Origin of the sequence: Haloarchaeobius iranensis, assembly GCF_900103505.1 — an archaeon.
GTDB lineage: Archaea > Halobacteriota > Halobacteria > Halobacteriales > Natrialbaceae > Haloarchaeobius > Haloarchaeobius iranensis.
Window position 1 is genome coordinate 1 of sequence record NZ_FNIA01000015.1, and the last position, 25,354, is coordinate 25,354.

Annotated in this window: 24 protein-coding genes; 14 read left to right on the forward strand and 10 right to left on the reverse strand. The window is 66.9% G+C overall.

Features of this window, described 5'->3' with window-relative positions; genetic code table 11:
- Positions 1 to 608 (reverse strand): EthD domain-containing protein (locus tag BLT27_RS12890; RefSeq protein WP_089734539.1); only part of this gene is annotated, 608 nt, incomplete at its 3' end.
- A 109-nt stretch (positions 609 to 717) separates the two neighbouring features.
- Positions 718 to 1,500 carry an IclR family transcriptional regulator gene (locus tag BLT27_RS12895; protein WP_089734541.1) on the reverse strand — a complete coding sequence of 261 codons (783 nt, stop codon included), beginning with the start codon at positions 1,498 to 1,500 and terminating at the stop codon, positions 718 to 720.
- A gap of 689 nt (positions 1,501 to 2,189) precedes the next feature.
- Here BLT27_RS12895 and rdfA point away from each other — a divergent pair.
- Together rdfA and BLT27_RS12905 are read left to right on the forward strand one after the other, a co-directional pair.
- The gene (rdfA, locus tag BLT27_RS12900) at positions 2,190 to 2,789 is read left to right on the forward strand and encodes a rod-determining factor RdfA (RefSeq protein ID WP_089734543.1); all 600 of its coding nucleotides are present in this window, start codon (positions 2,190 to 2,192) and stop codon (positions 2,787 to 2,789) included.
- A 51-nt stretch (positions 2,790 to 2,840) separates the two neighbouring features.
- On the forward strand, positions 2,841 to 4,799 hold the full coding sequence (locus tag BLT27_RS12905; protein WP_089734545.1) for an archaea-specific SMC-related protein: 1,959 nt from the start codon (positions 2,841 to 2,843) through the stop codon (positions 4,797 to 4,799).
- A gap of 802 nt (positions 4,800 to 5,601) precedes the next feature.
- Here the strand turns inward: BLT27_RS12905 and BLT27_RS12910 are convergent.
- Positions 5,602 to 7,446 carry an ABC transporter ATP-binding protein gene (locus BLT27_RS12910; protein WP_089734547.1) on the reverse strand — a complete coding sequence of 615 codons (1,845 nt, stop codon included), beginning with the start codon at positions 7,444 to 7,446 and terminating at the stop codon, positions 5,602 to 5,604.
- A complete protein-coding gene (locus tag BLT27_RS12915) occupies positions 7,443 to 9,320 on the reverse strand; it encodes an ABC transporter ATP-binding protein (protein ID WP_089734550.1) in 1,878 nt (625 codons plus the stop codon). Before BLT27_RS12915 ends, BLT27_RS12910 begins: the two co-directional genes overlap by 4 nt.
- Before the next feature lie 153 nt (positions 9,321 to 9,473).
- Here BLT27_RS12915 and BLT27_RS12920 point away from each other — a divergent pair, with 153 nt between their 5' ends.
- On the forward strand, positions 9,474 to 10,370 hold the full coding sequence (locus tag BLT27_RS12920; protein ID WP_139172337.1) for a winged helix-turn-helix domain-containing protein: 897 nt from the start codon (positions 9,474 to 9,476) through the stop codon (positions 10,368 to 10,370).
- A gap of 20 nt (positions 10,371 to 10,390) precedes the next feature.
- Here the strand turns inward: BLT27_RS12920 and BLT27_RS12925 are convergent, their stop codons facing one another.
- The gene (locus tag BLT27_RS12925) at positions 10,391 to 10,774 is read right to left on the reverse strand and encodes a hypothetical protein (RefSeq protein WP_089734554.1); all 384 of its coding nucleotides are present in this window, start codon (positions 10,772 to 10,774) and stop codon (positions 10,391 to 10,393) included.
- Positions 10,774 to 11,742 (reverse strand): NAD-dependent epimerase/dehydratase family protein, encoded by a 969-nt coding sequence (locus BLT27_RS12930; RefSeq protein ID WP_089734556.1) that lies wholly within the window; start codon positions 11,740 to 11,742, stop codon positions 10,774 to 10,776. The genes BLT27_RS12925 and BLT27_RS12930 overlap by 1 nt, the downstream gene beginning before the upstream one ends.
- 85 nt (positions 11,743 to 11,827) lie before the next feature.
- On the opposite strand from BLT27_RS12930, the gene BLT27_RS12935 reads away from it, so the two are divergent.
- Positions 11,828 to 12,493 (forward strand): helix-turn-helix domain-containing protein, encoded by a 666-nt coding sequence (locus BLT27_RS12935; protein ID WP_175526456.1) that lies wholly within the window; start codon positions 11,828 to 11,830, stop codon positions 12,491 to 12,493.
- 8 nt (positions 12,494 to 12,501) lie between these two features.
- On the opposite strand, the gene BLT27_RS12940 is transcribed toward BLT27_RS12935, so the two are convergent.
- A complete protein-coding gene (locus tag BLT27_RS12940; protein ID WP_089734560.1) occupies positions 12,502 to 13,347 on the reverse strand; it encodes a universal stress protein in 846 nt (281 codons plus the stop codon).
- Positions 13,348 to 14,790 carry an APC family permease gene (locus BLT27_RS12945; RefSeq protein WP_089734562.1) on the reverse strand — a complete coding sequence of 481 codons (1,443 nt, stop codon included), beginning with the start codon at positions 14,788 to 14,790 and terminating at the stop codon, positions 13,348 to 13,350.
- Positions 14,791 to 15,025: 235 nt separating this feature from the next.
- Here BLT27_RS12945 and BLT27_RS12950 point away from each other — a divergent pair, with 235 nt between their 5' ends.
- From BLT27_RS12950 to BLT27_RS12970, 5 genes are all read left to right on the forward strand, one after another.
- A complete protein-coding gene (locus tag BLT27_RS12950) occupies positions 15,026 to 16,270 on the forward strand; it encodes a 4Fe-4S ferredoxin N-terminal domain-containing protein (protein WP_089734564.1) in 1,245 nt (414 codons plus the stop codon).
- The gene (nrfD, locus tag BLT27_RS12955; RefSeq protein ID WP_089734566.1) at positions 16,267 to 17,595 is read left to right on the forward strand and encodes an NrfD/PsrC family molybdoenzyme membrane anchor subunit; all 1,329 of its coding nucleotides are present in this window, start codon (positions 16,267 to 16,269) and stop codon (positions 17,593 to 17,595) included. Before BLT27_RS12950 ends, nrfD begins: the two co-directional genes overlap by 4 nt.
- On the forward strand, positions 17,592 to 17,873 hold the full coding sequence (locus tag BLT27_RS12960) for a hypothetical protein (protein WP_089734568.1): 282 nt from the start codon (positions 17,592 to 17,594) through the stop codon (positions 17,871 to 17,873). Before nrfD ends, BLT27_RS12960 begins: the two co-directional genes overlap by 4 nt.
- Before the next feature lie 44 nt (positions 17,874 to 17,917).
- Positions 17,918 to 19,021, forward strand: coding sequence for an Mrp/NBP35 family ATP-binding protein (locus tag BLT27_RS12965; RefSeq protein WP_089734570.1), 1,104 nt, complete (start codon positions 17,918 to 17,920; stop codon positions 19,019 to 19,021).
- Between the two features lie 89 nt (positions 19,022 to 19,110).
- Entirely contained in the window at positions 19,111 to 19,935 is an 825-nt protein-coding gene (locus BLT27_RS12970) for a hypothetical protein (RefSeq protein WP_089734572.1), read from the forward strand.
- Positions 19,936 to 19,964: 29 nt separating this feature from the next.
- Here BLT27_RS12970 and BLT27_RS12975 read toward each other — a convergent pair whose 3' ends face one another.
- On the reverse strand, positions 19,965 to 21,383 hold the full coding sequence (locus tag BLT27_RS12975) for an FAD-dependent oxidoreductase (protein ID WP_089734574.1): 1,419 nt from the start codon (positions 21,381 to 21,383) through the stop codon (positions 19,965 to 19,967).
- A 342-nt stretch (positions 21,384 to 21,725) separates the two neighbouring features.
- Here BLT27_RS12975 and BLT27_RS12980 point away from each other — a divergent pair, with 342 nt between their 5' ends.
- From BLT27_RS12980 to BLT27_RS12990, 3 genes are all read left to right on the forward strand, one after another.
- Positions 21,726 to 21,932 carry a hypothetical protein gene (locus BLT27_RS12980; RefSeq protein ID WP_089734576.1) on the forward strand — a complete coding sequence of 69 codons (207 nt, stop codon included), beginning with the start codon at positions 21,726 to 21,728 and terminating at the stop codon, positions 21,930 to 21,932.
- Positions 21,933 to 22,076: 144 nt separating this feature from the next.
- The gene (locus BLT27_RS12985; RefSeq protein WP_089734578.1) at positions 22,077 to 22,631 is read left to right on the forward strand and encodes a DUF1684 domain-containing protein; all 555 of its coding nucleotides are present in this window, start codon (positions 22,077 to 22,079) and stop codon (positions 22,629 to 22,631) included.
- Positions 22,632 to 23,195: 564 nt separating this feature from the next.
- Positions 23,196 to 23,861 (forward strand): peroxiredoxin, encoded by a 666-nt coding sequence (locus tag BLT27_RS12990; RefSeq protein ID WP_089734580.1) that lies wholly within the window; start codon positions 23,196 to 23,198, stop codon positions 23,859 to 23,861.
- A 23-nt stretch (positions 23,862 to 23,884) separates the two neighbouring features.
- Here BLT27_RS12990 and BLT27_RS12995 read toward each other — a convergent pair whose 3' ends face one another.
- Positions 23,885 to 24,514 (reverse strand): class I SAM-dependent methyltransferase, encoded by a 630-nt coding sequence (locus BLT27_RS12995; protein WP_089734582.1) that lies wholly within the window; start codon positions 24,512 to 24,514, stop codon positions 23,885 to 23,887.
- A 74-nt stretch (positions 24,515 to 24,588) separates the two neighbouring features.
- Here BLT27_RS12995 and BLT27_RS13000 point away from each other — a divergent pair, with 74 nt between their 5' ends.
- Entirely contained in the window at positions 24,589 to 24,927 is a 339-nt protein-coding gene (locus BLT27_RS13000) for a cupin domain-containing protein (RefSeq protein WP_089734584.1), read from the forward strand.
- Positions 24,928 to 25,063: 136 nt separating this feature from the next.
- On the forward strand, positions 25,064 to 25,330 hold the full coding sequence (locus BLT27_RS13005) for a MarR family transcriptional regulator (RefSeq protein ID WP_089734586.1): 267 nt from the start codon (positions 25,064 to 25,066) through the stop codon (positions 25,328 to 25,330).
- Positions 25,331 to 25,354 lie beyond the last annotated feature (24 nt).

Sequence of the window (25,354 nt, forward strand, 5' to 3'; positions counted from 1 at the left end):
GGGTCGTAGTCGCGGCTGCCCTCGCTGCCGAGGGCCTCGTACAGGTCGTCGAGCGTCTCGAAGTACAGCTCGGCGACGCCGTCGAACTCGGCGTTCTCGGGGTCGGTCGGGTACACCGTCTGGTAGCGGACGACGCCCTCGATGTCCTTCGCCAGTGGCGAGTGGTTGTGCTCCCAGTACTCGCGGAACTCCTCGTGGCTCATGCCGTCCTTACGGACCAGCAGTGCCGAATGCTTGTAGAGGCCGTCGGTGTCGCCGTCGACCTCGTCCTTCCAGACCTTCTCCTCACCGATGAACCGCGGGCGCTCCTCGACATCGAGGAAGTTGTTCACGTCCTCGCGTGCCTGCGCGGCGACCTCGCGGGTCGGGTCGTAGTCGCGACTCCCCTCGCTGCCGAGTGCCTCGTGGAGGTCGTCCAGTGTCTCGAAGTACAGTTCGGCGATGCCGTCGAACTCGGCGTGCTCCGGTTCGGTCGGGTACACCGTCTGGTAGCGGACGACGCCCTCGATGTCCTTCGCCAGCGGCGAGTGGTTGTTCTCCCAGTACTCGCGGAACTCCGCGTGCGTCAGGTCGTCCTGGCGGACGAGCAACGCTACGTGCTTGAACATGCAGATGGAGAATCAGCGGGCGGACACAAAAAACATCGCATACCCCCAATCGCAGCAGGGGGCCGGGGGCTCCGATAGGGGGAGATTCGGGTCTGCCAGCTTGCTCGGCTCAGCCGTTCATGCCGTAGCGAAGGCTGATGTGGATCTCGTCGAGTGCGGCGAGCAGCTTGTCGGGGAGCTCCTCGTTGAGGAGGGAGTCCTTCACCCGATGGGCCGGCCCGGAGATACTGATCGCACCGACAGGGTAGCCATCCTCGTCGCGGATGGGTGCGCCCACGGCGTTGAGACCGGTCACGGACTCGCCGATGTTGAACGCGTAGCCTCGGTCACGGATGTCCGCGAGCTCCTCACGCAGGACCGCCTCGGACGTGATGGTGCTGTCAGTCCGTTCCTCGAGCTCGCGGCGTTCGAGGATCGCGTCGAGTTCATCGTCTGGGAGGAACGCCAGAATCGACTTCCCTGCGGCGAGCTGGTGAAGGTTACGCCGCTGTCCAACCTGTGCGGACGTCTCCAGCGGGTTGTCACCGTGCGCCTTGTAGAGGTGGACGCTGTGGTCGCCCTCTTTCGCGATGAGCCAGACCTTCTCGCCCGTCATCTCGGCGAGTCGGTCGACCTGCTGTCGTGCGACATCGTAGAACTCGACGTACTCACGGGCTCGCCGTCCGAAGTCCAGCAGTCTGAGGCCGAGAGAGAAGGTCCCGTCCTCGTCCCGGACGATGAGGTCGTTGGCCTCCAGGGTGAGGAGGTGTCGATGGATAGTACTGCGCGCGATGTCGAACTCCTCGGTCAGGTCGGCCAACGACTGGCCTGGGTTCGACTTCAGGGCTTCGAGAATGCGGATCGAGTACTCCGTCGTCTTCACGGGCCGGTTGACGGAATCGGGTGGTGACATGCGGCATCGTACGGAGTGACAGTGGTTAATAGTTCGCACTGAATCCGAGCTACCCGGACAACATTGGTGAAACGGTGGTGGGCACCCATTCGAACCGAACGGCATCGTCCGCCGGTGGCCGGGGTGCTGGTTCTGGATATCTGTCGGCACGTGCTTCGAACCACAAATATCCGAAAGGCTTGGATTATTATTGGACAGGTGCCACTCAACTTCCTGTGAATTCTTCCCGATACTTTCCACTGCATCGTACGTCCGGTCACTGGAGCTTCCGGAAGCCGGAACGGCCCGGTGTCGTGAAACCGACGAAAGTCGTGGATAGACTGCTTCTGGTCGCACAATCACGAAACCATGTGGAATGTTACCAACAGTTACACACGGGAGAAGTCCGTATCCGAATCATTCGGACACTCGATGCGCGTTGCATCGACACGCCCGTACCATGCCCGATGCTCAATCCAGCAGGAATCACAGCAGGCGACCCCCGAACCGGCATCACCTTCCGGCCGTCGAATCGGTGCCAGGTCAGTTGGTGAAGCACTGCTGTCGATACCGCGGAAACAGCCTGGGACGGCGACTGCTCGCACCGAACAGTGGTGGTGCCCGCGTGCCCGACTCGGTGAAGGAATGGACGCGGACGCGACGGAGATGTCCGTTACACCTATACAGTTGTAACACAGACTGAGGTACGAATGAGCGAAGACGACTCCTGTGGCTGCAAGGTGGGGCGTGTAGCGGCATCCTACGGGCATTCGAACGTCGACGCGTGGTTGCTCGAGGAGTGGCAAGACGGGACCAGTATCCGCAGCCTCACCGAGGAGTTCAACGAGGAACTCGTCGAGCGAGAACTGGCTGCTGTCGGCGCAAGTCGACTCACGTGGAGCAAAACTCCGGTGTACGAAGCCCTGCACACAGACGAACTGAGCGAGCCGGAGCGGATCGAGATTCGGCGGGAACTCGAACGAGCCGGCGTGGACGTCGAACAGCTGGGCGCGGACCTGGTGTCACATCAGACGGTGTATCGGCACCTCAAGAACTGCCTGGGAGCAGTCGGCCCAGAGGAGAAAACCGCCGATGAACGACGAGAACAGGCCCGGGACAGGGTCTACGCGCTCCAGCAGCGGGCGTCGGTAGTGACGGAGTCGACGGTCGAGTCCTTGCAGACAGCCGGTGTGACAGCGGTCGGCGACCCCGAGGTGCTCGTGGACATCAGCGTCGTCTGCCGCGACTGCGGGCAGTCGATGGACTTCGATCAGCTGCTGACCAGCGGCTGTGGCTGCCCCTCCGAGTAACACGAGGGAGCGGACAAAAGAGCTATTAGCTATCGCCAATAGGTCGAACGCATGCCCGATACGGATTCTATACACGGTGAACTCTCTCTCCAGGTGGAGAACATCGGCGGCATCTCGGAAACCGACGTGACCCTCTCCGAGGGCGTCACTGTGCTCGAAGGCCGCAACGCGACGAACCGGACGTCGTTCCTCCAGGCGTTGATGGCTGCGATGGGCAGCGACCAGTACACGCTGAAAGGCGATGCGGCGGCAGGGCGTGTGGAGCTCTCCCTCGGAGACACGGTGGTCGAGCGTCGATTCGAGCGCCGGAACGGGTCCGTCCACGCGACGGGAGCGGGCTACCTCGACGAGCCCGAAGTCGCCGAGCTGTTCGCGTTCCTCCTCGAGGAGAATCCGGCTCGAAGGGCCGTCGCTCGCGGTGACAATCTCCACGAGCTACTCACTCGGCCGATCGACACCGACGAAATCGAGGCCGAGATCGAACTACTGCAGGCGGAGAAGCGGAACATCGACGACCGACTCTCGTCGATAGAGGAACGCGAACGGGAACTGGTCGAGCTCGAACGTCGCAAGCAGGAGCTGCAGCCGAAGGTCGAGGAGCACGAGACGCGGCTCGAGGACCTGGAAGCCGAAATCGAGGAGGCAGACGTGGATGTCGCTGCCGAGCGGGAGTCGAGGGCGGCTATCGAGGGCCAACTGGACGAGCTGAAGGAACACCGGACACAGCTGGAGGACATCCGGTTCGAGCTCGAGACGATTCACGAGACCATCGCCTCGTTGGAGACGGAACGGGAGGAGAAACGCGACCGCCGGGAGGAGCTGGCCGGGCAGCCCGACACGGATATCGACTCCCTGCGCGCGGAACTCGCCGACCTCCGCGACCGCAAGCGCGAGGTGAACTCCCAGATGAACGAACTCCAGAGCATCGTCCAGTTCAACGAGGAGATGCTCGCGGGGACGGACAGTGAGATAGCCGCGGTCCTCCAGGATGCGGCCGACGAGGGCAGTGCCAACTCGCCCACGGACCGGTTGCTCGAAAGCGACGACACCGTCACGTGTTGGACGTGTGGCTCCCGGGTGGACCGGGACGATATCGAAGCGACGCTGGACCGGCTACGGTCGCTCCGGCAGGAGAAACTGACGGAACGCAAGACGATCCAGGAAGAGATCGACGAGACGAAAGACCGCGTCTCCAGCATCGAGACGGTCGCGGACGAACTGGACACACTCACAGAACGTCTGGCCGAGATCGAGGTCGAGCTCGAAGCGAAGCGGGAACGGGTTACGGAGCTCGAAACGCGACGCGAGCGGCTCCACGACGAGATCGACGAACTGGAGTCGGCCATCGAGCAGGACCCGACCTCGAACTACGACGACGTCTTGCAGCTCCACAAGCAGGCGAACAGGGTCGAGCTGGAACTCGAACAGCTGGAGAAGGAGCTCGAATCGGTCGAATCGGAGATCGATGAGGTCGAGTCAGCCCTCGCTGACAGGCAGGAGTACGAGGACCGGCGGGACCAGATCGTCGAGGAGCTCGATGAACTCAGAACCCGAATCGACCGCATCGAGGAACGGGCCGTTTCGGAGTTCAACCACCATATGGCGAAGATTCTGGAGCTCCTCGAGTACGAGAACATCACCCGAGTGTGGATCGACCGTCGGGAACGGGAGACCAGACGAGGCCGGGAGACGGTTCAGGAGACCGTCTTCGAGCTTCACGTCGTCCGCGAGGCCGACTCCGGCGGGGCGTACGAGGGGACTATCGACACGCTCAGCGAGAGCGAGCGCGAGGTCGTCGGGCTGGTCGTCGCACTGGCTGGCTATCTCGTTCACGACCTTCACGAGACGGTCCCGATAATGCTCCTGGACTCGCTGGAAGCCATCGACGCGGCCCGCATCGCGAAGGTCGTCGAGTACTTCGCGGACTATCCGGAGTTTCTGGTCGTCGCGCTACTCCCGGAGGACGCGCGTGAGGTCACTGCGGGACAGGACATCATAACGGATATATAGATTCCGTCGGGTCCAGTGCCGGACAGTGTCAGACGACGGTCGAAGGACGGGCAGAGCGATGCCATCGTGTCTACACCTGGGGTCGCCAATCACAGCTGAGACGGTCACGGGGCGGCCCTGGTCGTGACAGGGAGAAGGCACGCGCCACCATGGGACCCGCCGATCCGCAGTTTGCAGAACTACCAGATTAAAATATATCCTTAGAGAGAAATAGTTAGTTGGCAGCCCGTGCTCGGCGCGCGGCCAGAGCTGGGTTTCCGGGACGATGCACAGCTTGGAGCGGGTGGAGGACGAACAGCGACGCCGCAGTAGGGGCCACGACCACCGTACGTAGTGGTCGTGTCACGGTGGACCAGACAGGTCACCGAGCAATCCCACAGCCGGATATCTAGCGTTCAGCCACCTGTCATCGGGTTCCAGCGACAACCATGCGGGAGTGTGCTGGGGATAGTTTCGGGGAAGGTCGACCACCTGCGGTGGTTTGGAGCCCCCACCGTCGGATACGGATGATGGCAACAATCGGGAGAGAGGTAGACGGTGCGGGCGCAGTAGCGCAGGGACAAGATATTTAAGATATTCTACTATTCTGATTTTATACTATGTAGCCACCATAATCTGAGAGGGCTGTTCCCCGAATCGGTCGAACGTATCCCCCTCGCCCGAACAGGTTCGCGACCGACAGTATCGTCGCACCAGCGTGCGAGGGTGCGGTCGCTTGCGGCCATCGCTCGGGATGGTACTCGAACGTTGGCCGGGCTTCTCGATTAATAGGCGAGTTCGCCTGGGGCCGCGAGGGTCGTCCTCAGTCGCCCGCGGCCTCGAGAGCACCCACCTGGACGTTCCAGAGGTTCGCGTAGCTCCCGCCCGCGTCGACGAGTTCGTCGTGCGTCCCCGTTTCGGTGACGACGCCGTCGTCGAGCACGACGATCTCGTCCGCGTGTCGGACGGTGGAGAGCCGGTGGGCGACGACGAACGTCGTCCGGTCCGCGGTGATGTCTGCGAGGTGCTCCTGGACGAGGCGTTCGGACTCGGTGTCGACGTGACTCGTCGCCTCGTCGAGCACCAGCAGCTCCGGGTCGCCGACGACCGCGCGGGCGATGGCGAGACGCTGACGCTGGCCACCCGAGAGCGACGTGCCCCGCTCGCCGAGTTCGGTGTCGTAGCCGGCGGAGAGGTCGGTGACGAACTCGTGGGCGCCGGCGATCCCGGCGGCAGCCCGTACTTCGTCGTCGGTCGCCTCCCCGCGCGGCGCACCCGCCGCGACGTTCTCGCGGACAGTGCCGTCGAACAGGAACGAGTCCTGGTCGACGTAGCCGACCTGCTCGCGGAGCGACCGGGGTGCCACATCCTCTAAGTTGTGACCACCGACGCGGACCCGTCCCTCGTCGGGGTCGTGGTACTGGAGGAGCAGGTCAAGCAACGTGGACTTGCCCGCGCCAGTGGCGCCGACGATGCCGACGGTCGCGCCGGGGGATACGTCGAGGTCGACGCCGTCGAGCACCCGCTGGTCAGTCCCGGGATAGGTGAAGGAGACGCCGTCGAACTCGACGCACGGGGCGTCGAACGTGACGTGTTCGCCATCCTCGCCACCGGTGCGGGCATCGCGTGCGGTGAGACCGCCGACTCGTTTCGCCGCGGCCTTCGCACCCTTGTAGCCGTTGATGAGCCCACCGAGGTTCTTCAGCGGGGGCGTCATCCGCTCCAGGTAGAACAGGAGCGGGACGAGCTCCCCGGCGGTGAGCGTCCCGGAGAAGAACAGCGGCGGGCCGACTGTGATCCACTGCACGCCGATGGCGACGACGAAGACGAGCCAGACACCCACGACGAGCCGGTTGAGCGGCGCCTGCCGGATGGAGAGCCGTCGGTTCTCGAGTCTGGCGTCGGTGTAGTCGCGTGAGGAACGCGTGATCCGCCCTCGTTCCGCATCTTCGGCGGTGTTCGCCTTGATGACGTCGAGGCCGCCGAGCGCCGTGGCCAGCAACGCGTTCAGGCCGCCGCGCTCGCTGCGGATGTCGTCCTGGATCGGCTCCACCTGCCGGGAGAACCAGAGGTTCGTGGCGGCCAGCACCGGCGCGGAGCACAGCACGAACAGCGCGAGCTGGACGTTCAACAGCGCCATGTAGACGAAGGCGCTCACGAGCGTGGTGAGTGCCCAGATGCTCGCTTCGACGAGCTTGTTGAAGAACGTGTCCAGCTGGTTCACGTCGTCGTTCAGCGCGCTGATGACGTTCCCGGTGCGGTGCTCGTCGAAGAACGACAGGTCGAAGCGGACGACGCGCGAGAACGAGTCGGTCCGCAGCTCGTGGAGGAACCGCTGGGTGTAGAGCCCGAAGCAGTACTCGCCGACGAACGAGAGGAGATGCGTCACGAGGCTCGTCACGACGATGAGGCCGGTGACGAACACGAGCAGGTCGACGGGCGCGGACGGGACCAGCGACTCCGGGAGCAGCGGCAGCGCGAACGGCTGGTCGTTGAACAGCGCGTCGATGCCGAGGCCGATGAGGTAGACGTCCGCGAGGCTCAGGAAGATGGAGACCGCAGTCGACACCATCGCGACGAGCAGCAGTGCCAGGTCGGCCCGACCGTACCGGCGCACCAGCGAGACGAGCGGGTAGTGGTCGGCTCGCTCGGAGAAGGCGTCGGTCATCCACGCACCTCCGTCTCGGCGGCGTCGGTGCTGGTTTCTACCGCAGCCGCGACTGCACCGGTCTGAACCGCCCACAGGCCGGCGTACCTGCCGTCCTGCTCGACGAGTTCGGCGTGGGTCCCGCGCTCGGTGACCCGGCCGTCGTCCAGGACGACGATACGGTCCGCTTGACGGACCGTCGAGAGCCGGTGGGCGACGGCGAAGACGGTGCGGTCGGCGGCGACCGTCCGGAGCGTGCGCTGTATCTCGGCCTCGGTCTCGGTGTCGACGTGGCTCGTCGCCTCGTCGAACACGAGGACCTCGGGGTCGGAGAGCAGCGCGCGGGCGATGGCGAGGCGCTGGCGCTGGCCGCCCGAGAGCGTCGTCCCCCGCTCGCCGACCTCGGTGTCGTACCCCTCGGGCAGTTCGGCGACGAACTCGTGTGCGCTCGCCCGTTTCGCCGCATCCACGACATCGTCCCGCGTCGCGTCGGGCCGGGCGTACGCCACGTTCTCGTGGACCGTTCCGGGGAACAGGAACGGGTCCTGTCCGACGTAGCCGACGTGTTGGCGGAGGCTCCGGACGGAGTGGTCGGCGACCGGCTGACCGTCCACGCGTATCTCCCCGGCATCCGGCTCCTGGAACCGGAGCAGGAGCTTCACGAGCGTGGACTTGCCGGCCCCGCTGTGGCCGACGATACCGACGAAGTCGCCGGGAGCGGCGGTCAGGGAGACGTCGGTGAGGGTCGACTCGTCGTCGCCGTCCTCGTTGCCGTCTCCCTCACCGTAGTCGAAGCTGACCGCGTCGTACTCGACCCCACCGTCGGTGACCGACAACGGCGGGACGTCGTCTTTCCGGGCCGCGGCGGCGTCGTGCCGCAGGAGGGGCACCACCCGCCGGCTCGATGCCTGGCCGCTCTCTATCTTGTCGAGCACCTCCACGGCGAGCTTGCGGGTCGGGTCCATCAGCGAGAACGTGTACATGATGAAGGTCAACAGGGTCCCGGCGGTCAGCGACTGGGTGAACACCGCGGGGGTGCCGGTGAGTATCCAGTAGCTGCCGACGCCGAAGAGGAACCAGACGCCGGCGACGGCGAGCAGCCACGAGACGCGGTTGTAGATCGCACGGAGCTTGAGCGCCGACCAGGCCGCAGCCTTGTACTCGCCGGAGGCGTGGCCGACCCGCTCTGCCTCCCGGCCCTCGCGGACGAGCGACTTGACGGTCCGGATACCCTCGATGGCGTCCCGGAGTCGAGCGTTCAGTCGGCCGACGTTCGCCCTGACGGCGTCGTAGCGCGGTTCGAGCAGACCGGCGTAGTACCGCGCGGTGATGGCGACGACGATGGGGAGCAGCGCCATGACGACCGCGAGGTTCCAGTTCAGCAGCAGCATGAACGCGAACGCGGTGACGAGCTCGCCACCGTACTGCACGGCCGCTCGCCCGCCGTCGAACAGGTCCTCGAGGTTGTCGACGTCGTCGTTCAGCACGCTCAGGAGGTCGCGGTCCTCGGCCCGGTGAGCCGAGAGCGGGAGCGCGGTCGCGGTCTCGAAGGCGGCAGTGCGGATGTCGTGCAGCGTCTCCAGGTTGGCTCGCTCGTAGACGAGCACGCCGTACCACCGACAGAGGCTCTCGCCGCCGACGGCGACCACGAGCGAGGCGACCACGAGCGTCGCCTGTCCCGCGGTATCGGTCGGAATCCAGGCGTCGGGGACCAGCGGCAGGGTGAACGCCTGGCTTTCCAGGAGCAGCGAGTCGAGGGCCACCCCGATGACCAGGGCGGGGACGCGCTGGAACGCGAGTGCGAGGAGGACCAGCACGGTCCCGCCGACGAACTGGCGACTGCGACGGCGTGCGAACCGATGCAACAGGTAGCGGACTGGGGTCGTTGTCGACATATCGTAGTGGATTGACTGTGAGCGGTTCCGGTCGGTCTGTCCTGACGAGATGCCAGTGCCGGACGCAGGATAAACGTAATCTGTACGGCGCTACTGTAAGTGAGGTGTTATTTCGACCCCAAACGAAATGTTCGCTCCCGAGTACGTCCATCTATGGGAGTTGAATCTGAGGGAGGGGCGGCCAAACAGGTCCAGGAGCGACCACCCGACGACGTGTTCGGCCTGCTGGGGAACGAGGTGCGACTCGAGATCCTGCAGGCGATGAGCACCAGGCCGGACGCCACGTACTCGTTCTCGGAGCTCTACGACCGTGTCGAGATGGACGACAGCGGGAACTTCAACTACCACCTCAGCAAGCTCGAGGGTGTGTTCGTCCGCAAGGACGACGGCTACGAGCTCACCCACGCCGGCAAGAGCGTCATCGGGGCGGTGTACGCCGGGACGTTCACCGCGAACGCGTCCATCGAACCCATCTCCGCGGACTGGGACTGCCTGCTCTGTGGCGGGGAGATGCTCATCCGCTACGAGGACGAGCGGGTGCAGTTCCGGTGTGAGGACTGCGAGGAGGGAGCCGAGTTCCCGTTCCCGCCCGGCAACCTCGAGGAGTACGACCGCGACGAGCTCCCGAGAGCGTTCGCCCGCTGGTACCACCAGAGCTTCCGCAAGCTGTTCGACGGATTCTGTGGCGTCTGCAGCGGTCGCGTCGAGCGGGACCTGCTCCACCCGCCCGAGAGCGTCGAGGAGGGGCGGGGGCCATCGGAGGTCTCGTTCGAGTGCACGCGGTGTGGGATGTCGGGAGTGGTCACCGGCGGCTCGATGGTGACGCTGCACCCCATCGTGGAGGGGTTCCTCGCGGAGCACGGCTTCGACGTGTCCTCGCGCCATCCGTCCCAGATATGGGCCGACCTCGACGTCCACGAGGCGTTCGTCGACGACCACGAGCATCCGGCGTTCGGCATCCGCTTCGCTGTCGACGACGAACAGGTCGTCGCGACGGTCACCGCCGACGGCCACGTGGAGGACGTGCGGCGCGAGCCACGCGAGGACTGACCGGCACGGCCGGGGACCGGTCAGCGCACCTGCCCGAGACGCAGGCCGACGACGGTGCCGGCGGCCGACGTCACCGCGACGGCGACCGCGGTGACCTGGAAGGGAACTGCCCAGCCAGTGGACGGCACTGCGTGGACGTAGTCCGGCGATTCGACGACGAAGTGCAGGAGCACGCCCAGTGCGAACGCGCCAGCCATCGACGCTGTGAACAGAACCCGCCCGAGCTGGTGGTCTCGCCCGTCGAGCACCACGTCGGCCAGCGGTCCGAAGAACGTCGTCGTCAGCACGAGCACGCTGGCCCAGTCGGGGAGCGGGACCGGAACCAGCCCGTGTATCGCCCCGTGGCTGCCCGCAACGAGGAGATGGAACAGGAGCACGACCAGCAGCGCGGGACGGTGCGCCATCACCGACTCCCCCGGTCCAGCACCTCGCCGGTCTGCTGCCACTCGGCGACGACGCGGTCGAGCCCCTGCTCGACCGTCGGGTACTCCGGCTCCCAGTCGAACGCCTGCCGGAAGCGGGCGTTCGAGGTGGGCATCGGCCTCGTGAGCAGTCGTCGCATGTTATCGTCGATTGCGAGGCCGGCGAGCCAGGCCGGGACACGGCGCGGTTTCGGGGCGTCCAGCCGGTCGGCGAAGCCCCGGAGGAACTCGGCGTACGTCGTCGGGCGGTCGTCGACCACGTGGAACGTCCCCGTCGCATCGCCGTCTACAGCCGCGGCGAAGGCCCTCGCAGCGTCGTCCACGTGGACGAACGAGAGTTCGGCGTCGGCCCGACCGAGCAGGCCGCCGGCGATGATCGGCAGTCGGCGGTCCGCCAGTCGCTCACCGAACAGCTTCGTGTGCGCCGTGTCGGCGGCGTAGAAGTAGCCGTCGCGGAGGACGACCGGCTCGTACCCGTGCTCGTCGGCGCCGTCGCGGACGATGCGCTCGGCCGCCAGCGCCGACCGCGTCGAGCGGTCCGGGTGCGGTTCGCTCTCCTCGTCGAACTGGCTGCCGTCGGGCTGGCGGGCGACCCAGACGACGCTCTGGAGGACGACCCGGTCGGCGTCGTACTCGGCCGCGGCGGCCACCAGGTTCTCCGCACCCACCCGTCGGACGCGGTCGTTCAGTGCCCACTCCTCCTCGGACGGGTTCGTGTCCGTCGGGATCTCGGTCGCCGCGTGGACCAGCACGTCGGCACCGCTGGCGGCCTCGACCACTGACTCGCGGTCGAGCACGTCGCCGCGACGGGGGTCACCGCCCGACTCCCGGACCAGCTCGGCCCCCGCATCGTCCCTGGTCAGTCCGACGACCTCGTGGCCACGGGCCGAACACAGTGCGACCAGTCGACGTCCGAGGACGCCGGTCGCGCCGGCGATGAACACCTGCATGCTCGACTGTTGGCCGCGCGAAACCAAGCTGGAACTGCCGACATTGGTCGGGGTATTTATCAAAGTCTCTCGAACCGGCGGACGAATGCGCTACCTCACGCTCCGGGTCGCGGGGTCGGAGGCGGAGCTCCACCCCCTCGTCCCGTCGTTGACCGACCCCGACGTGTTCCGCGAGGCGCAGATGGTCGACTGGGCACCCTCGCTGGACCCGCCGCGGGCCACCGTGCTGCTATACGTGGACGGCGACATCGACCGGTTCGTCGAGGTGCTCGCGGCGACCGACCTCGTGCTGGAGCACGACGTGACGCGGTTCGCCGAGAACAGGGGCTACGTCTACGTCCACTCCGAGCCGCACCCCATCGAGTGGCGACTGTTCGAGGTCGGGACGATGGAGGGGCTCATCCCCGTGTTCCCGATTCAGTACCACCACGACGGGACCATCACCGCCCGAATCGTCGGGCCGACGGCCACGCTCCAGGCGGCGGTCGAGTCGGTGCCGCCGGGTATCGACGCCACGCTCGAACGCGTCGGCGAGTACGACCTCGGCAGACCGCCCATCCCGCCGTCACTCCCGCCCCGGCAGGACGAGGCCCTCCGGACCGCGCTGGAGCTCGGCTACTACGAGGTGCCGCGCGAGGCCGGGCGGGACGAGGTCGCCGCGGCGATGGACTGCGCACCGAGCACCGCGTCGGAGCATCTCCAGAAGGCCGAACGGGAGGTCGTCAGCACGTACCTGAACCGCGACCACTGAGTGCGGCCTCAGGTGCCCGCTCCAGCCCCCTCGTCCTGCTGCTCGTCTCGGTCGTCCGCATCGCCGTCGGTGGCGTCCGCCTCGTCCTCGGACTCGGCCGGCTCCGGCAGGTCCCGAACGACCAGCACCGGCGCGACCGCGCCCTCCGCCACGCGCTCCGCGTCGTCGCCGAACACCGCCGAGAGCACCGGCGGGCCACCCTCGCCCATGACGACGACGTCGAACTCGGCTGTCCGGGCGACGATGTCGTAGATGGGGGTCTCGGAGTCGCCGGTCTCCACGGCGATGCGGTCCGGGTCGAAGCCCCGTTGTTCGAGCGTGGCGTCGGCCCGCTGGACCGCGGACTCGGCGTCGTAGCCGCCGCCTTTCACGCCCCAGAGCGTGACGCGTTCGTCGCCGTCGACGAGCAGCGCCGCGACGAGGTCGACGAGACGGGCGACGTCGATCTTCCCCCGGACCGCGACGAGCACGTCCTCGACCTCCCCGCTCGGGTTCGGGAGGAGCGTCGCCGTCGCACCGACCTCCTCGGCGACCCGCTCGACGGTCTGGTCGCGGTCGTGGGTGAAGACGATGCGGGTCTCGATGTCCCGGCCGGCATCGCGGAACGCCTCGGCGATGGCATCGACAGCCTCCTGAGCACGGTCCTCGAACTGCATGCTCCCCTGCTCAGTGGGGGTCTGTTCGGGTAGCACGTGGTAGCCGAGGACGACGATCTCAGCCGGCGCGAGGAACTCGACGAGCGGTTCGGGAACCGTCTGGCCCTCCAGCACCCGAACCGGGATGAGTATCTTCGGCGGTTCACGCACGGCGAGGTCCCCCGAGTCAGCGGGGTCCTCGGTGGCGTCCCACGACATTCAGAGCACCCCCTTGAGCGAGACGTCGTTGGCGTAGTAGACGAACCAGCCAGCCGATGCGACCATGATCGCGACACCGATTATCTGTGACATGGGTTTCATGAATAGGATGAGTCCGAAGCTCGCGACCGCACCGAGGCCCGCGACCAGCCGGTAGGCAGGGACCCGGAAGTCCGGGTCGTACCACTCGGGCTCGTCGCGCCGCATGGCGATGAGCGCCACGCACATCAGCCCGTACATGACGAGATGCAGGAACGACGCGACCTCGGCAAGCACTTCGACCTCGCCGAGAGCGACGAGGACGAGCACGGGCCCCCCACCCATCGCGAGTGCGATGTGAGGCGTCCCGTACTGCAGGTTTATCCGGCTCGCGAACCGCGGGAGGATGGCGTCCTTGCTCAGCGCGAACACCGCCCGCGAGGTCGAGAGGATGGACGCGTTGGCGCTCGAGACCGTCGCCAGCAGCCCGGCGACGAGGATGACGATAGCGCCCGGTGCCCCGATGAAGTTCCGCGCGACCTCGACGATGGCCGTCTCGCCGAACCCGGCGAGCGTGGTGCTGTCGAAGGCGCTGGTGGCAACGAAGATGGTCACCACGTACAGCGTGCCGACGATGAGGACCGACCCGACCATCGCCAGCGGGAGGTTCCGTCCGGGGTCCTTGATGTCCCCGGCGACCGTCGCGACCTGTGCGAAGCCGAGGTACGACGTGAACACCAGCGCGGCGGTCGTGAACACGGGGAGCGGCCCGAACGGCAGGAACCGTTCGGGGGTGGAGCTCCCCCCGAACACACCGACAGCGTCGAGGCTTCCGAAGCTCAGGAACAGGACGAGGATGGTGAGCAGGAGCCCGACGACGTAGTTCTGGAGCGTCGCGGCGTTCTCGGTGCCGACCAGGTTCAGGACGGTCAGCAGCACCCCGAACAGGAGTGCGAGCGGGACGACGACCGGGACGCCGCCGATGGCGACGCCCGCTTCGGCGAGCACGGCCGCGGCGTAGTTGCCGAAGCCGACCAGGTAGAACGCCGTCGCGAAGACGAGGCCGAGCCAGATGCTGATGCCGACGATGGCCCCCGCGAGCGCGCCGAGCGCCCGGGAGATGAAGTAGTAGCCGCCGCCGGACTTCGGCATCGCCGTCGCGAGCTCCGAGGCCGGGAGCGCGACGAGCAGGGCGATGACCGCACCGATGCCGAACGACCCGGCGGCCGCCGGCCCGGCCTGTCCGGCCGCGAGCCCGGGAAAGACGAAGATGCCCGCGCCGATCATCGTCCCGACGCCGATGGCGAGGCCGCCCTTGAGGCCGATCGTCCGTTCGAGCTCGGTCCCTTCCTCGGTGACCGACGTCTCGCCGGACGCGGATTCGGCTTTGACGACCCGCTCCGGCACCTCTCCTTCGCGGTTCGCGCCCTCGGTGGTCGAGATCTCCTCCTGTCCAGTACCCATTACTATCGTACCAATCGGGGACACCAGTGAAAAGGGTAAGCCAAGGTTCACCCGGGGAGGCTCCCCACGCCGGTGACCGAAGCGTCACTTGAGTCCCCCAGCGAACATATTCTGGCTGCGTTCCGGGTTCTGAGAACCGGCGTGATGGGTTATGACTCGACCGCCACCAGTCTCGACTGGTACACGATGACGAGTACAGACCCGGGGATGCGATGGGAACTGGAGGTGAACCGACATGGATGACGAGGGACGGCTCCCGTTCGACGACCAGTCCGAGACCGAGATGCGGCGCGTGCTCTCGGAGACGGAGTACGATACCGACCTCGGTCTGGAGATGGCCCGTGACGCACAGCGGGTCGTCGCCGGTGAGCTGAGTGACGCGGAGTTCTACGCGAGGTACCACGAGGACATGCTCGAGGAGTTCGGCCAGGACGCCCGCGAACTCCCCGAGCTCCGGGACGACCTCGACGGCGAGGTGGTATCGGAGACCTCGGACGCGACGAGCGTCCGCGAGTCGCTGGCGGCCCTCGCCGACAGGGAGGACGTCTCGCGGCGGGAACTGCTCGCCAAGGGCGGTGCGGCTGCCGCGGCACTGAGCGTCTTCGCCGGTGCCGGGAGCGGCTCCGGCGGGGAGCACGGTGACACGCCGACGGACGGCGATGGCACCCGCTGGGGGATGGTCATCAACCTCAACAACTGCGACGGCTGCCTCGCCTGCGTCAGCGCCTGCTCGCAGGAGCACGGCCTCTCCCGCGGCGCGAACTGGATGTACGTCTTCACCTACGAGGACCGCAACCAGGACGACGAGAACTTCCTCGTCCGGCCCTGCCAGCACTGCACCGATTCGCCGTGCACGAAGGTCTGCCCGGTCGGCGCGCGCCACACCCGCGACGAGGACGGGCTCGTGCTCACGGACTACGACATCTGTATCGGCTGCCGGTACTGCGAGGTATCGTGCCCGTACGGCGTGAACTACTTCCAGTGGGGCGAGCCCGACGTGCCGGACGCGGAGATCCCGAACGAGCACCAGCTCGACGACCGGGGGAAGTGGGTCGGGTCGCGGCCGCCGGAGGGCGTCATGGGAAAATGTACCTTCTGCGTCGACCGGCAGGACGGCCAGATGGGCGAGGAGAGGGTCGGGACGACCGCCTGCGAGGAGGCCTGTGCGATGGACGCCATCCACTTCGGCGACCTCAACGACGAGGAGAGCGCACCGAACCAGCACCTCCACGAGTACCGGGGCGAACAGGAGAACGACCGCTCCTCCTTCCCGGACCGGACCGAGCACACGGTCTCGACGTTCAACCTGCTGGAGGAGCGCGGGACGAGCCCGAACGTCCACTACATCGGCAACGAGCCGTCGCCCCACGCCGAACAGGTCGAGGGGCCGGTCTCCTACGAGGATGTCGGGCTCGTCGACGACCGTAGTGAGGTGCTCGACGACGGTGCCGCCGCCAACGAGGAGGGTGAGGAGGCATGAGCGTCGACACGACCGACGTGAGCCGCGAGACGCTCGTCCGCCCCATCGGTACGCTGTCGAAGCAGTACCTGCTCGCGCTGGTAGCGGCGCTAGGTGCCATCGGCGTCTGGGTGTTCTTCTACCTGCAACAGCTCCAGCACGGCCTCATCGTGACGAACCTCGCCGACTGGGGCTCCGGCGGCGGCGTGCCGTGGGGGCTCTACATCGGCGCGTTCATCTGGTGGGTCGGCATCGCCCACGGCGGCATCATCCTGTCGGCCGCGGTTCGACTGCTCGGGATGGACCGGTACCAGCCGGTCGCCCGCATGGCCGAACTGCTGACCATCGCGGCACTGACCTGTGCCGGCGTGTTCATCCTCATCCACGTCGGCCGGCCGGACAGGCTGGTGACGAGCGTGCTCCCCGCGTGGCCGACGCGGGTCCAGTGGTCGCCGTTGATGTGGGACGTGACGGTCATCACGGCCTACTTCGTCCTGACGGCGACGTACCTCGCGTTGACCATCCGGTACGATATCCACCGGCTGCGTGACCGACTGCCGGACCAGCTCGAACCGGTGTACGCGGTGCTGATGGTCGGGTACTCGGAGCGCGAGGACGCCATCGTCGAGCGGATGGTCTGGTGGATCGCCTTCGCCATCATCATCATGGCACCGCTGCTGCTCCACGGGGGCGTCATCCCGTGGTTGTTCGCGTTGCTCCCGTCGATGGCCGGCTGGGCCGGCGGCGTCCAGGGTCCGTCGTTCCTCTCCATCGCGCTGACCTCCGCGGTCAGCGGCATCATCATCGTCGCGGCGTCGTTCCGCCGTGCCTACGGCTGGGAGGAGCTCGTCCCGGTCGAGGTGTTCCGGGGACTCGCGAAGTGGCTGGGCTTCTTCGGCCTCATCTTCCTCTGGCTCCAGCTCCAGCAGGTCATCACCGGCATCTTCGCCGCGCCGACGACGCTCCAGCACGCGACGGAGGTGAAGATAGCGACGCCGGTGTACTGGGTCGCCATCGGACTCGTGCTCGCCGCGATGTTGTACGTGTTCGCGTGCTCGCTGCGGCCCTCGCTGTTCAGCATTCCCGTGCTGGTGGCGCTCTCGTTCGGCGTGCTCGTCGGCACTCTCGTCGAGAAGGTGCTGTTCGTCGTCGAGGGGCTCCAGCACGCGCACTTCCAGCTGTACGACGGCGTGCCGGGCGTCTACGTCCCCTCTCCGGTGGAGCTGTCGGCGCTGCTCGGGACCGTCGGCATCGTCGTCCTGTTCTTCCTCGTCGTCGCGAAGGTCATCCCCGTGGTCGAACTGCACGCCATCGAGGCGGCCCACGAGGGGGGGGACGACGCATGACTGCGGCGGCACTCCCGACGGTGCTGGCCGCACTGTTGCCGCTGGCCGCCAGCAGCGGTGGGGGCGGCCACTCGCTCCCGTTCGTCGGCCCGGGCACGTACCTCATCTTCGGCATCGTGCTCGCGCCGGTGTACCTGATGGTCGTCGCCTGGTACGTCGGCGAGCCGAGCGACCGGTCGAAGGCCTGGCTCGGCGTCGGCTACCTCGTCGGACTCACCACGGTCTTGTGGGGGAGCCTGTTCGTCGCCACGATGGCCATCGACGTGCTGTACTTCTGAGGCACCGCCGGACAACCACCCACTCACATCACGACACACCACCCATGCCACTACCCGAATCCGAACTCGAAGACAGACTGAGAGCCGTCGAGGATCCCATGAACGACGACGATATCGTCTCCCTGGGCCTCGTGAACGACATCGACATCGACCACGAGGGAGCAACCGTCTCCCTCGCGTTCAACGCCCCCTACGCACCGACCGAACTGGAGATCGGCAACGATATTCGAGATATCGTGGAGGACGCCGGGATGGAGCCGGACCTCCGCGCCGATATCGGCGAGGAACACGGTTTCGACCAGGAGGTCTTCCCGGGTGTCCGCAACGTCGTCGCCGTCGCCTCCGGCAAGGGCGGCGTCGGGAAGACGACCGTCGCCGCGAACCTCGCCGCCGGACTGAACGACCGCGGTGCCCGCGTGGGCATCCTCGACGCGGACGTACACGGCCCGAACGTCCCACGGCTGCTCCCGTCGGAGAACGAACCCGGCGTGATGCCGGACGGCGACATCGTCCCGCCACGCTCCGAGGGCGTCGCCGTGATGAGCACCGACCACCTGATGCCGGACGGCGACCAGCCGGCGGTGATGCGCGGTCCGATGGTGAACAACGTGATGATGAAGTTCGTCGAGGAGGTCGAGTGGGGCAGACTCGACTACCTCGTGGTCGACCTCCCGCCCGGCACCGGCGACGCGTCGCTGAACCTGCTCCAGACGCTCCCGGTCGCCGGCGTCGTCATCGTCACGACGCCCCAGGAGATGGCCGTCGCCGACGCCCGGAAGGGGCTGAAGCTGTTCGCGGACCACGACGCCCCGGTCCTCGGCGTCGTCGAGAACATGAGCGCGTTCCGGTGCCCGAGCTGCGACGACACCCACGAGGTGTTCGGCGCGGGGGGCGGCGACGAGATACGCGAGGACTACGACGTGCCGGTGCTCTCCGAACTGCCGGTCCACCCCGACTTCGACAGCGGCTCGACGGAGGGGCCCACCATCAGGGACGAGGACAGCCCGGTCAAGGAGGAGCTGTTCGACATGGTCGACGCCGTCGCCGACCGCATCGGCGAGGTGAACCGCAGACAGGTCGCCGAACACGTGGGCGTCGACGCCACCGACGACCGCGACGAGGTCCCGGCCGCTGTGGAGTCCGACTGAGAACCAAGTCACGGTACTCCATAACACACTTGCGGCAGGCGGCTGTAGTTCGGGTAGTCAGACCGGACCATCCCGGTCGGCGCCCACCCATGACCGACACCAGCGCCATCATCCGACGCATCGGACGGGGCGTCGCCGACGTCCTGCTCGGGTTGGTCGGTACCCTCGCCGTCGCCCTGGTGCTGCTCAACGTCACCACCGGCCTCCAGCGCCCGGTCTACGACGCACTGTACCTGCGACTCGGCCCGAGCGGGGCAACGGAAGCGGCCATCCTCCTCCAGTTCCTCGTCAGCGGTCTCGCGGCGGTCCTCGTCCCGCTGGTCGTCGCCGACTACGTGCACACCGGGCTCGCGAACCGGGACGCACTCGTCGCCGTCCTGCTCGTCTTCCTCGGGGTGCCCGTCGCCTTCACTGCCGTCGCCCTGGCCGGGTTCCCGTCGACGCCCATCGCGCTCCTGCTGCTCGTGCTGGTACTCCTGGGGGCCCCGGTGCTCCTCTGGCTCCGGTTCGACGTTCGGTCCGGCGCACTGCCGACGTTCGTCGGGAGCGTCCCGGCCGTGGTGCTGCTCATGCTGCTGGCCGCGGTCGGTATCGGCTGGGGATGGGGCTACGTCGTCACCGCCCAGGAGGTGCCGGCGTCGCCTGTCGACGACGCGACGGTGGGGTCGCTGTCGGACCGGCCCGTGGTCGCGTCCGCCCTGTTCTCGTCCGGGAACTGCGAGACCGACGCCGAGGGGTTCCGGGAGTGCCACCTGTCGCTGCGTGGGTTCGAGCACGAGCGGGACGCGGTCCGTGCGCTGTCAGAACTCGGCGTCAGGTGTCCGTACCAGCGGAACGGCGGCGACGGCGGGACCGCCATCGTCCAGCACGAGGGTCGGTACTACAGGGTTGGGTGTTCGCCCCACGGGGACTGATTCAGGGGTCGACCCCGAGCCGGGTCACGTCAGGACGACAGCTTGCCGTCGAGCACCTTCCCGGCGGTCAGGACCGGGTCCCAGACGGGGCTGAACGGCGGCGCGTACGCCAGGTCGAGGTACGAGAGCTGGTGGACGGTCATCCCGGCGTACAGCGCCGTCGCGACGGTGTCGATCCGCTTCGCGACGCCCTCACGACCGACCATGCTCGCTCCGAGGACGCGCTCGCTCTCTCTGTCCCCGAGCAGCGTGACCTGGATCTCCTCGTCGCCTGGGTAGTAGTGCGCCCGGGACTGCGCAGTGATGGTGACCGAGACCGGGTCGAACCCAGCCTCGCGGGCCGCCTCCTCGTCGACGACACCGGTCCGAGCGACCTCCAGGTCGAACGCCTTGACGGCGGCGGTGCCCGCTATCTCGCCCACCGGCGTGGGGTCACCGGCGACCGTCGCGCCGATGGCACGCCCGGCACGGTTCGCCGTCAACGCCAGCGGGACGTGGTCGGGCTCGCCGGTCACGACGTGGGTCATCTCGGCGTCGTCCCCCGCCGCGAAGACGTGCTCGTCGTTCGTCCGGCCGTACTCGTCCGTCGCGATGGCACCGGTCGGCCCGAGTTCGATGCCCGCTGCCTCCGCGAGTTCGGTGTTCGGGGCGACACCGACGCCGACCAGCGCGAGGTCGACCGGGACGGTCAGGTCGCCGGCCGCGATGGCCTCGACGTGGCCGTCACCCACCATGCCGTCGACGGCCGTGTCGAGGTGGAGGTCGACACCCTGCTCGCGGAGGTGGTCCTCGACGACGGTCGCCGCCGCGGCCCCGAAGGGCTGGAGCGTGTGCGGCAACATCTCGAAGAGGTGCACGTCGAGGCCGTGGGCCGCGAAGGCCTCCGCCATCTCGATGCCGACGTAGCCGCCACCGATGACGGCGACCGACTCCGGCTGCTCCGACTCGGCGTACTCCGCGGCCGCCTCCCCGTAGCCCGTCTCCGGGAGGCTCGCACTCGGCGCGTCCAGTCCGAGATAGCCGCGGATGGCCGCCGCCTCGTTCATGTCGTGGAGCGTGAACACGCCGTCGAGGTCCATCCCGTCGAAGGGAGGAACCACCGCATGCGCCCCCGTCGCGATCAGGAGGTCGGCGTACTCCTGGTCGAACGCACCGTCGGGTCCCTCGACGGTCACCGTCCGACGCTCCCGGTCGATGGCCGTCACCTCGTGGTTCGTCCGCAGGTCGATGCCGCGCTCCTCGACGAAGGCCTCGGGCGTCACCGAGACGAGGTCCTCCAGGGTCTCCACGTCGCCCTTGACGTAGTAGGGGAGGCCACAGGCACCGTACGACACCCACTCACCCTTCTCGAAGACGAGCACGTCGCGGTCCGGGTCGTCCCGCTTCGCTTTGCTCGCCGCACTCATCCCTGCCGCGTCACCGCCGACGATCACGAACGGGCCAGACATACGCAGTTCTTCGCTCGCCGCGACCATAAAGTATTGTGTCGATTCTACAATTTTGATTCTCGGGTGTCGCCACGGTACCTACCAGGCGACTGTTCGACCGCTCGCCACCGTCGCCCTCTCTCGGCGTCCGCCCTCCCAGGCACTGCTGTGGTGTGCCGGCGCGGTAGTTGCTGGCAGGAATCGGGTGTTGAGACCCGGACGGGGCCGATGGCGAGTCGGCCCGGTCCGGCAGAGTCCGCCCGTTCAGGGTCGCGAGCAACGGACCGTCCACACTCACTAGCCCGGCACCGACAGCGAAGACAGCAACACCGTTTTTCGAGGGCAGCCACAACTCCATCCCGCATGGTAGCCGAGAGAACGTGTCCGGATTGCGGGGAGCAGCTGGAGGAGATGGAACTGCAAGGAACCGATGCTATCGGTGAACTGTCTATCGTCTCGGAGGCGTCGGACGACGGCTTCCTCAGCAGCGTGCGCGCGGACGAGATACTGACACCGGTACCGTACGTGTGTCCCGACTGCCGACGAACCCTCCTGTACGCCGAGCCGTGACCGAGGACCTCCCGAACGGGCGTCCTGCCACCCCACCCGACGGCGATACTGCAGCGGACACCACGGCAGGGCCGAGCGGGGCCAATATTTCATCTACATCACAATACTAAAGAAGCCAGGGCGAGAAGTAGAACACTGGTACACATGACGGAGCAGCACACGCAGCAGTGGGCGCGGGAGGTCGAGGCACAGCGCGAACGGAAGGACGAGTACTTCGGCGAGGACCAGCGCTCGCCGCTCCCACCCGACGTTCGAGCCGAGTTCGACGGGCTGGACTACTACGAGGTCGACCCGGACTACCGGTTCGTCGTCGAACTGGAGGCGTACGACGAGCCCGAGCCAGTGGTCGTCGGCACCAGCACCGACGGCGAACAGGAGTACCTCGCCTGGGGCGAGTTCACGGTGGAGATCGCGGGCGAGGCGGTGAGCGTCACGGCGTACAAGGGCGATTCCGAGGAGGACCGCCTCTGGGTCCCCTTCCGCGACGAGACCAGCGGCGAGGAGACCTACGGCGCGGGACGGTATCTCGACCTGGAGCCGGAACACCACCGCACCGAGGACGGCCGCTGGATTCTCGACTTCAACGAGGCGTACAACCCGACGTGTGCGTACTCGGACCGGTACGAGTGCCCGCTGCCGCCGACGGAGAACTGGCTCGACGTGCCCATCGAGGCGGGCGAGCGAGCGTTCGAGAAGTAGGCTCCGCGACGTCAGGTGGTGCCGACCGGGGGCGTGGGACACCCCACGCGTAGGCCCTGTCGCACCGGCCCCGTTCCACGCCACGTAGACAGATACCCGCTATGAACTGTGGCGCTCTCATCCCCATCCCAGCAGGGCTCGCGACTGCCGTCGTGCGTGCGGTCGGGTGGGGCCGGCGCTGCGTGCACCGTTCTGTCGTTCCATCCCGCGCGTGAGCTGCCAGCGCGGTCCACGGTGCGAGTGCGGCGCGGCGGGCGCCTGTGGCGTCGAGAACTACACGGCTGGTGACGGTGACACCGATATTCGACGCCGTCAGTTGTTCGCACTTTTCACAACATCACAACAGAGATTTGGAATTATGAGACAGCGAGTGTAGCTTTCTGAGGGTATTTATCCCCTCCACGGCACCGAATCGAGAGAGCAAAGAGTTCCGGAGTTCCCCCACAGCCATATAGTAATTCGCATAATTGTATTTACTACACTAAAAATGTCCGGTTGTTTCCAGCGCGTACGGAACCGCCGTTCCCCGTTTATCTTCCCTCGACCTACCACCGATGTAGACCGATGAACCCCGACGAGACACCCCGAAAGCCCGGCTTGGGCGACGAGTTCCCGGAACTCACCGTACAGACCTCCCACGGAGAGATATCGCTCCCGGACGACTACGAGGGCGAGTGGTTCGTCCTGTTCAGTCATCCAGGCGACTTCACGCCCGTCTGCACGACCGAGTTCGTCGCCTTCCAGCAGCGCGCCACGGAGTTCGAGGAACTCGGTGTGAGCCTGGTCGGTCTCTCCGTCGACCGCGTCCACTCCCACATCAAGTGGGTCGAGTGGATCGAAGACGAGCTCGACGAGTCCATCGAGTTCCCCATCATCGCCGACGAGGGTGGCACGGTCGCGACGCGACTCGGGATGCTCCACCCCGAGATGGGGTCGAGCACGGTCCGCTCGGTCTACATCGTCGACCCGGGCGGCGTGATCAGGCTCGAACTCCAGTACCCCATGGAGATCGGCCGGAACATCGACGAGATTCTCCGGTCCATCCGGGCGCTCCAGACCGCCGACGCGACGGACGTTGCCGTACCGGCCGACTGGCCGGACAACGAGAACTTCGGTGACCGTGTCCTGCTGGAACCACCGGCAGACGTCGCTGCGGCCGAAGAGCGGGTCGCGAGGGCCGAGGAACAGGGCTACGAGTGTCTGGACTGGTGGTTCTGTCTCCAGGAATAACCCGCCAGCGGTCGTCACGACCGCTACGGACTCGCCTCGATAGCGACGAAGGACCCCTCGCCGTGCCCCTCCTCGATTCGGTCCTGCTCGTCCAACTCGCCCGGCCAGCGGTAGATGGTCTGGACGAACTCGAACTCCGAGAAACCTGCCGCCTCGAGCGCGTCGACGAGTTCGTCCGTGGAGACGAACACCGCTTCGCGGTAGAACGGGTTCTCCGATTGCGTCTCCTGATACATCTGCCCGACCGGGCTGTCCCTGTCGATAAATCCGATGACCAGCGAGCCGTCGGGGCGCAACACCCGTCGCGCCTCGGACAACGTCTGCGGGATGTCGTCGACGAAACAGATCGTCGTGACGACCAGCGCCGTGTCGAAGCTCCCGTCGCGGAACGGCAGGTCCTCCGCGACGCCCCTGGCAACGTCGACACCGCGCCGGCGGGCCCGCGCCAACATCTCGACTGCCGGGTCGATGCCGACCGCTATCCCGAGCGGCGCGGCGAACCGTGCAGTACCGACGCCGATCTCGAGCCCCTCACCCGGGTGGGGAACCAATCGCTCGAGCGACGCCACCTCCGACCGATACGCGGCATCGTTCGCCTCGAACCAGGCGTCGTAGCGGTCCGTATGTCGTTCGAACGGCCGTGACTTCGGCATACGTGAACTTCGTACGCCGACTGCTTACAGGTACGGGAGGGGGATATTTGGGCCAGTCCCGCGATTGGGTCCGCATGGACATCGTTCCAGAATCCGACGTCGAATCGACCGAGGCTGTCGACGGCGCGCATCTGAAGCTCCTGGCCGGCGGCACCGAGATGAACGTCCAGCACTTCCGCGTCGACCCCGGTGCGACGGTCCCCGAGCACAGCCACCCCCACGAGCAGACCGGGTACGTCCTCGAGGGAGCACTGACGTTCTTTGTCGACGGTGAGACCCACGTCGTCGAGGCGGGGGACTCCTACGTGTTCCCGGGCGGTGAGGCCCACGGCGCTGAGAATCGTGGTGACGTGCCGGCCGTCGGGCTCGACATCTTCAGTCCACCCCGAGACGACCCGGACTGGATGGATTGAGTCGGAGGCCCACCGCCCCCGCTGGGTCTCGGACGCGGCGCCCGCTCGTCAGCCCGCTGGGACCGCCGATTCGCTCGTGCAATCCCGGTACACACGCGGTTCGCTGTTAAGATGCCTCCGACCGTCGTCCGAATCGATGGCCCGGAGTACCTCGCGTTCACCGGCCGAGCAGGACACCGACATACTGGACCTCCCCCCGAGTGCGAAACTCGTCGCGAAGACACTCGAGTACGAGGGGGAGGCGACCCAGTCCCAGCTCGCGGAGTCGACGCTACTGTCGCCCCGAACCGTCCGCGACGCCGTGACGCGACTGGAGGAGAGCGGCATCGTCATGTCCCGCATCTCGTTCCAGGACGCCCGCCAGCGCGTCTACTCGCTCGACGAGGGGCTCCCCGGGCGCTGAGTCGCCGTCGTCTGCAGGCCGACA

What these genes read in the sequence shown, in the direction of transcription:
- BLT27_RS12985 (WP_089734578.1), top strand. Translation starts at nt 22,077, where the DNA reads ATGACGGAGCAGCACACGCAGCAGTGGGCGCGGGAGGTCGAGGCACAG.
- BLT27_RS12920 (WP_139172337.1), top strand. Translation starts at nt 9,474, where the DNA reads ATGGGAGTTGAATCTGAGGGAGGGGCGGCCAAACAGGTCCAGGAGCGA.
- BLT27_RS12970 (WP_089734572.1), top strand. Translation starts at nt 19,111, where the DNA reads ATGACCGACACCAGCGCCATCATCCGACGCATCGGACGGGGCGTCGCC.
- BLT27_RS12945 (WP_089734562.1), bottom strand. Translation starts at nt 14,790, where the DNA reads ATGGGTACTGGACAGGAGGAGATCTCGACCACCGAGGGCGCGAACCGC.
- BLT27_RS12995 (WP_089734582.1), bottom strand. Translation starts at nt 24,514, where the DNA reads ATGCCGAAGTCACGGCCGTTCGAACGACATACGGACCGCTACGACGCC.
- BLT27_RS12935 (WP_175526456.1), top strand. Translation starts at nt 11,828, where the DNA reads ATGCGCTACCTCACGCTCCGGGTCGCGGGGTCGGAGGCGGAGCTCCAC.
- rdfA (WP_089734543.1), top strand. Translation starts at nt 2,190, where the DNA reads ATGAGCGAAGACGACTCCTGTGGCTGCAAGGTGGGGCGTGTAGCGGCA.
- BLT27_RS12905 (WP_089734545.1), top strand. Translation starts at nt 2,841, where the DNA reads ATGCCCGATACGGATTCTATACACGGTGAACTCTCTCTCCAGGTGGAG.
- BLT27_RS12930 (WP_089734556.1), bottom strand. Translation starts at nt 11,742, where the DNA reads ATGCAGGTGTTCATCGCCGGCGCGACCGGCGTCCTCGGACGTCGACTG.
- BLT27_RS12960 (WP_089734568.1), top strand. Translation starts at nt 17,592, where the DNA reads ATGACTGCGGCGGCACTCCCGACGGTGCTGGCCGCACTGTTGCCGCTG.
- BLT27_RS12980 (WP_089734576.1), top strand. Translation starts at nt 21,726, where the DNA reads ATGGTAGCCGAGAGAACGTGTCCGGATTGCGGGGAGCAGCTGGAGGAG.
- BLT27_RS12990 (WP_089734580.1), top strand. Translation starts at nt 23,196, where the DNA reads ATGAACCCCGACGAGACACCCCGAAAGCCCGGCTTGGGCGACGAGTTC.
- BLT27_RS12910 (WP_089734547.1), bottom strand. Translation starts at nt 7,446, where the DNA reads ATGACCGACGCCTTCTCCGAGCGAGCCGACCACTACCCGCTCGTCTCG.
- nrfD (WP_089734566.1), top strand. Translation starts at nt 16,267, where the DNA reads ATGAGCGTCGACACGACCGACGTGAGCCGCGAGACGCTCGTCCGCCCC.
- BLT27_RS13005 (WP_089734586.1), top strand. Translation starts at nt 25,064, where the DNA reads ATGGCCCGGAGTACCTCGCGTTCACCGGCCGAGCAGGACACCGACATA.
- BLT27_RS13000 (WP_089734584.1), top strand. Translation starts at nt 24,589, where the DNA reads ATGGACATCGTTCCAGAATCCGACGTCGAATCGACCGAGGCTGTCGAC.
- BLT27_RS12975 (WP_089734574.1), bottom strand. Translation starts at nt 21,383, where the DNA reads ATGTCTGGCCCGTTCGTGATCGTCGGCGGTGACGCGGCAGGGATGAGT.
- BLT27_RS12895 (WP_089734541.1), bottom strand. Translation starts at nt 1,500, where the DNA reads ATGTCACCACCCGATTCCGTCAACCGGCCCGTGAAGACGACGGAGTAC.
- BLT27_RS12950 (WP_089734564.1), top strand. Translation starts at nt 15,026, where the DNA reads ATGGATGACGAGGGACGGCTCCCGTTCGACGACCAGTCCGAGACCGAG.
- BLT27_RS12915 (WP_089734550.1), bottom strand. Translation starts at nt 9,320, where the DNA reads ATGTCGACAACGACCCCAGTCCGCTACCTGTTGCATCGGTTCGCACGC.
- BLT27_RS12965 (WP_089734570.1), top strand. Translation starts at nt 17,918, where the DNA reads ATGCCACTACCCGAATCCGAACTCGAAGACAGACTGAGAGCCGTCGAG.
- BLT27_RS12940 (WP_089734560.1), bottom strand. Translation starts at nt 13,347, where the DNA reads ATGTCGTGGGACGCCACCGAGGACCCCGCTGACTCGGGGGACCTCGCC.
- BLT27_RS12925 (WP_089734554.1), bottom strand. Translation starts at nt 10,774, where the DNA reads ATGGCGCACCGTCCCGCGCTGCTGGTCGTGCTCCTGTTCCATCTCCTC.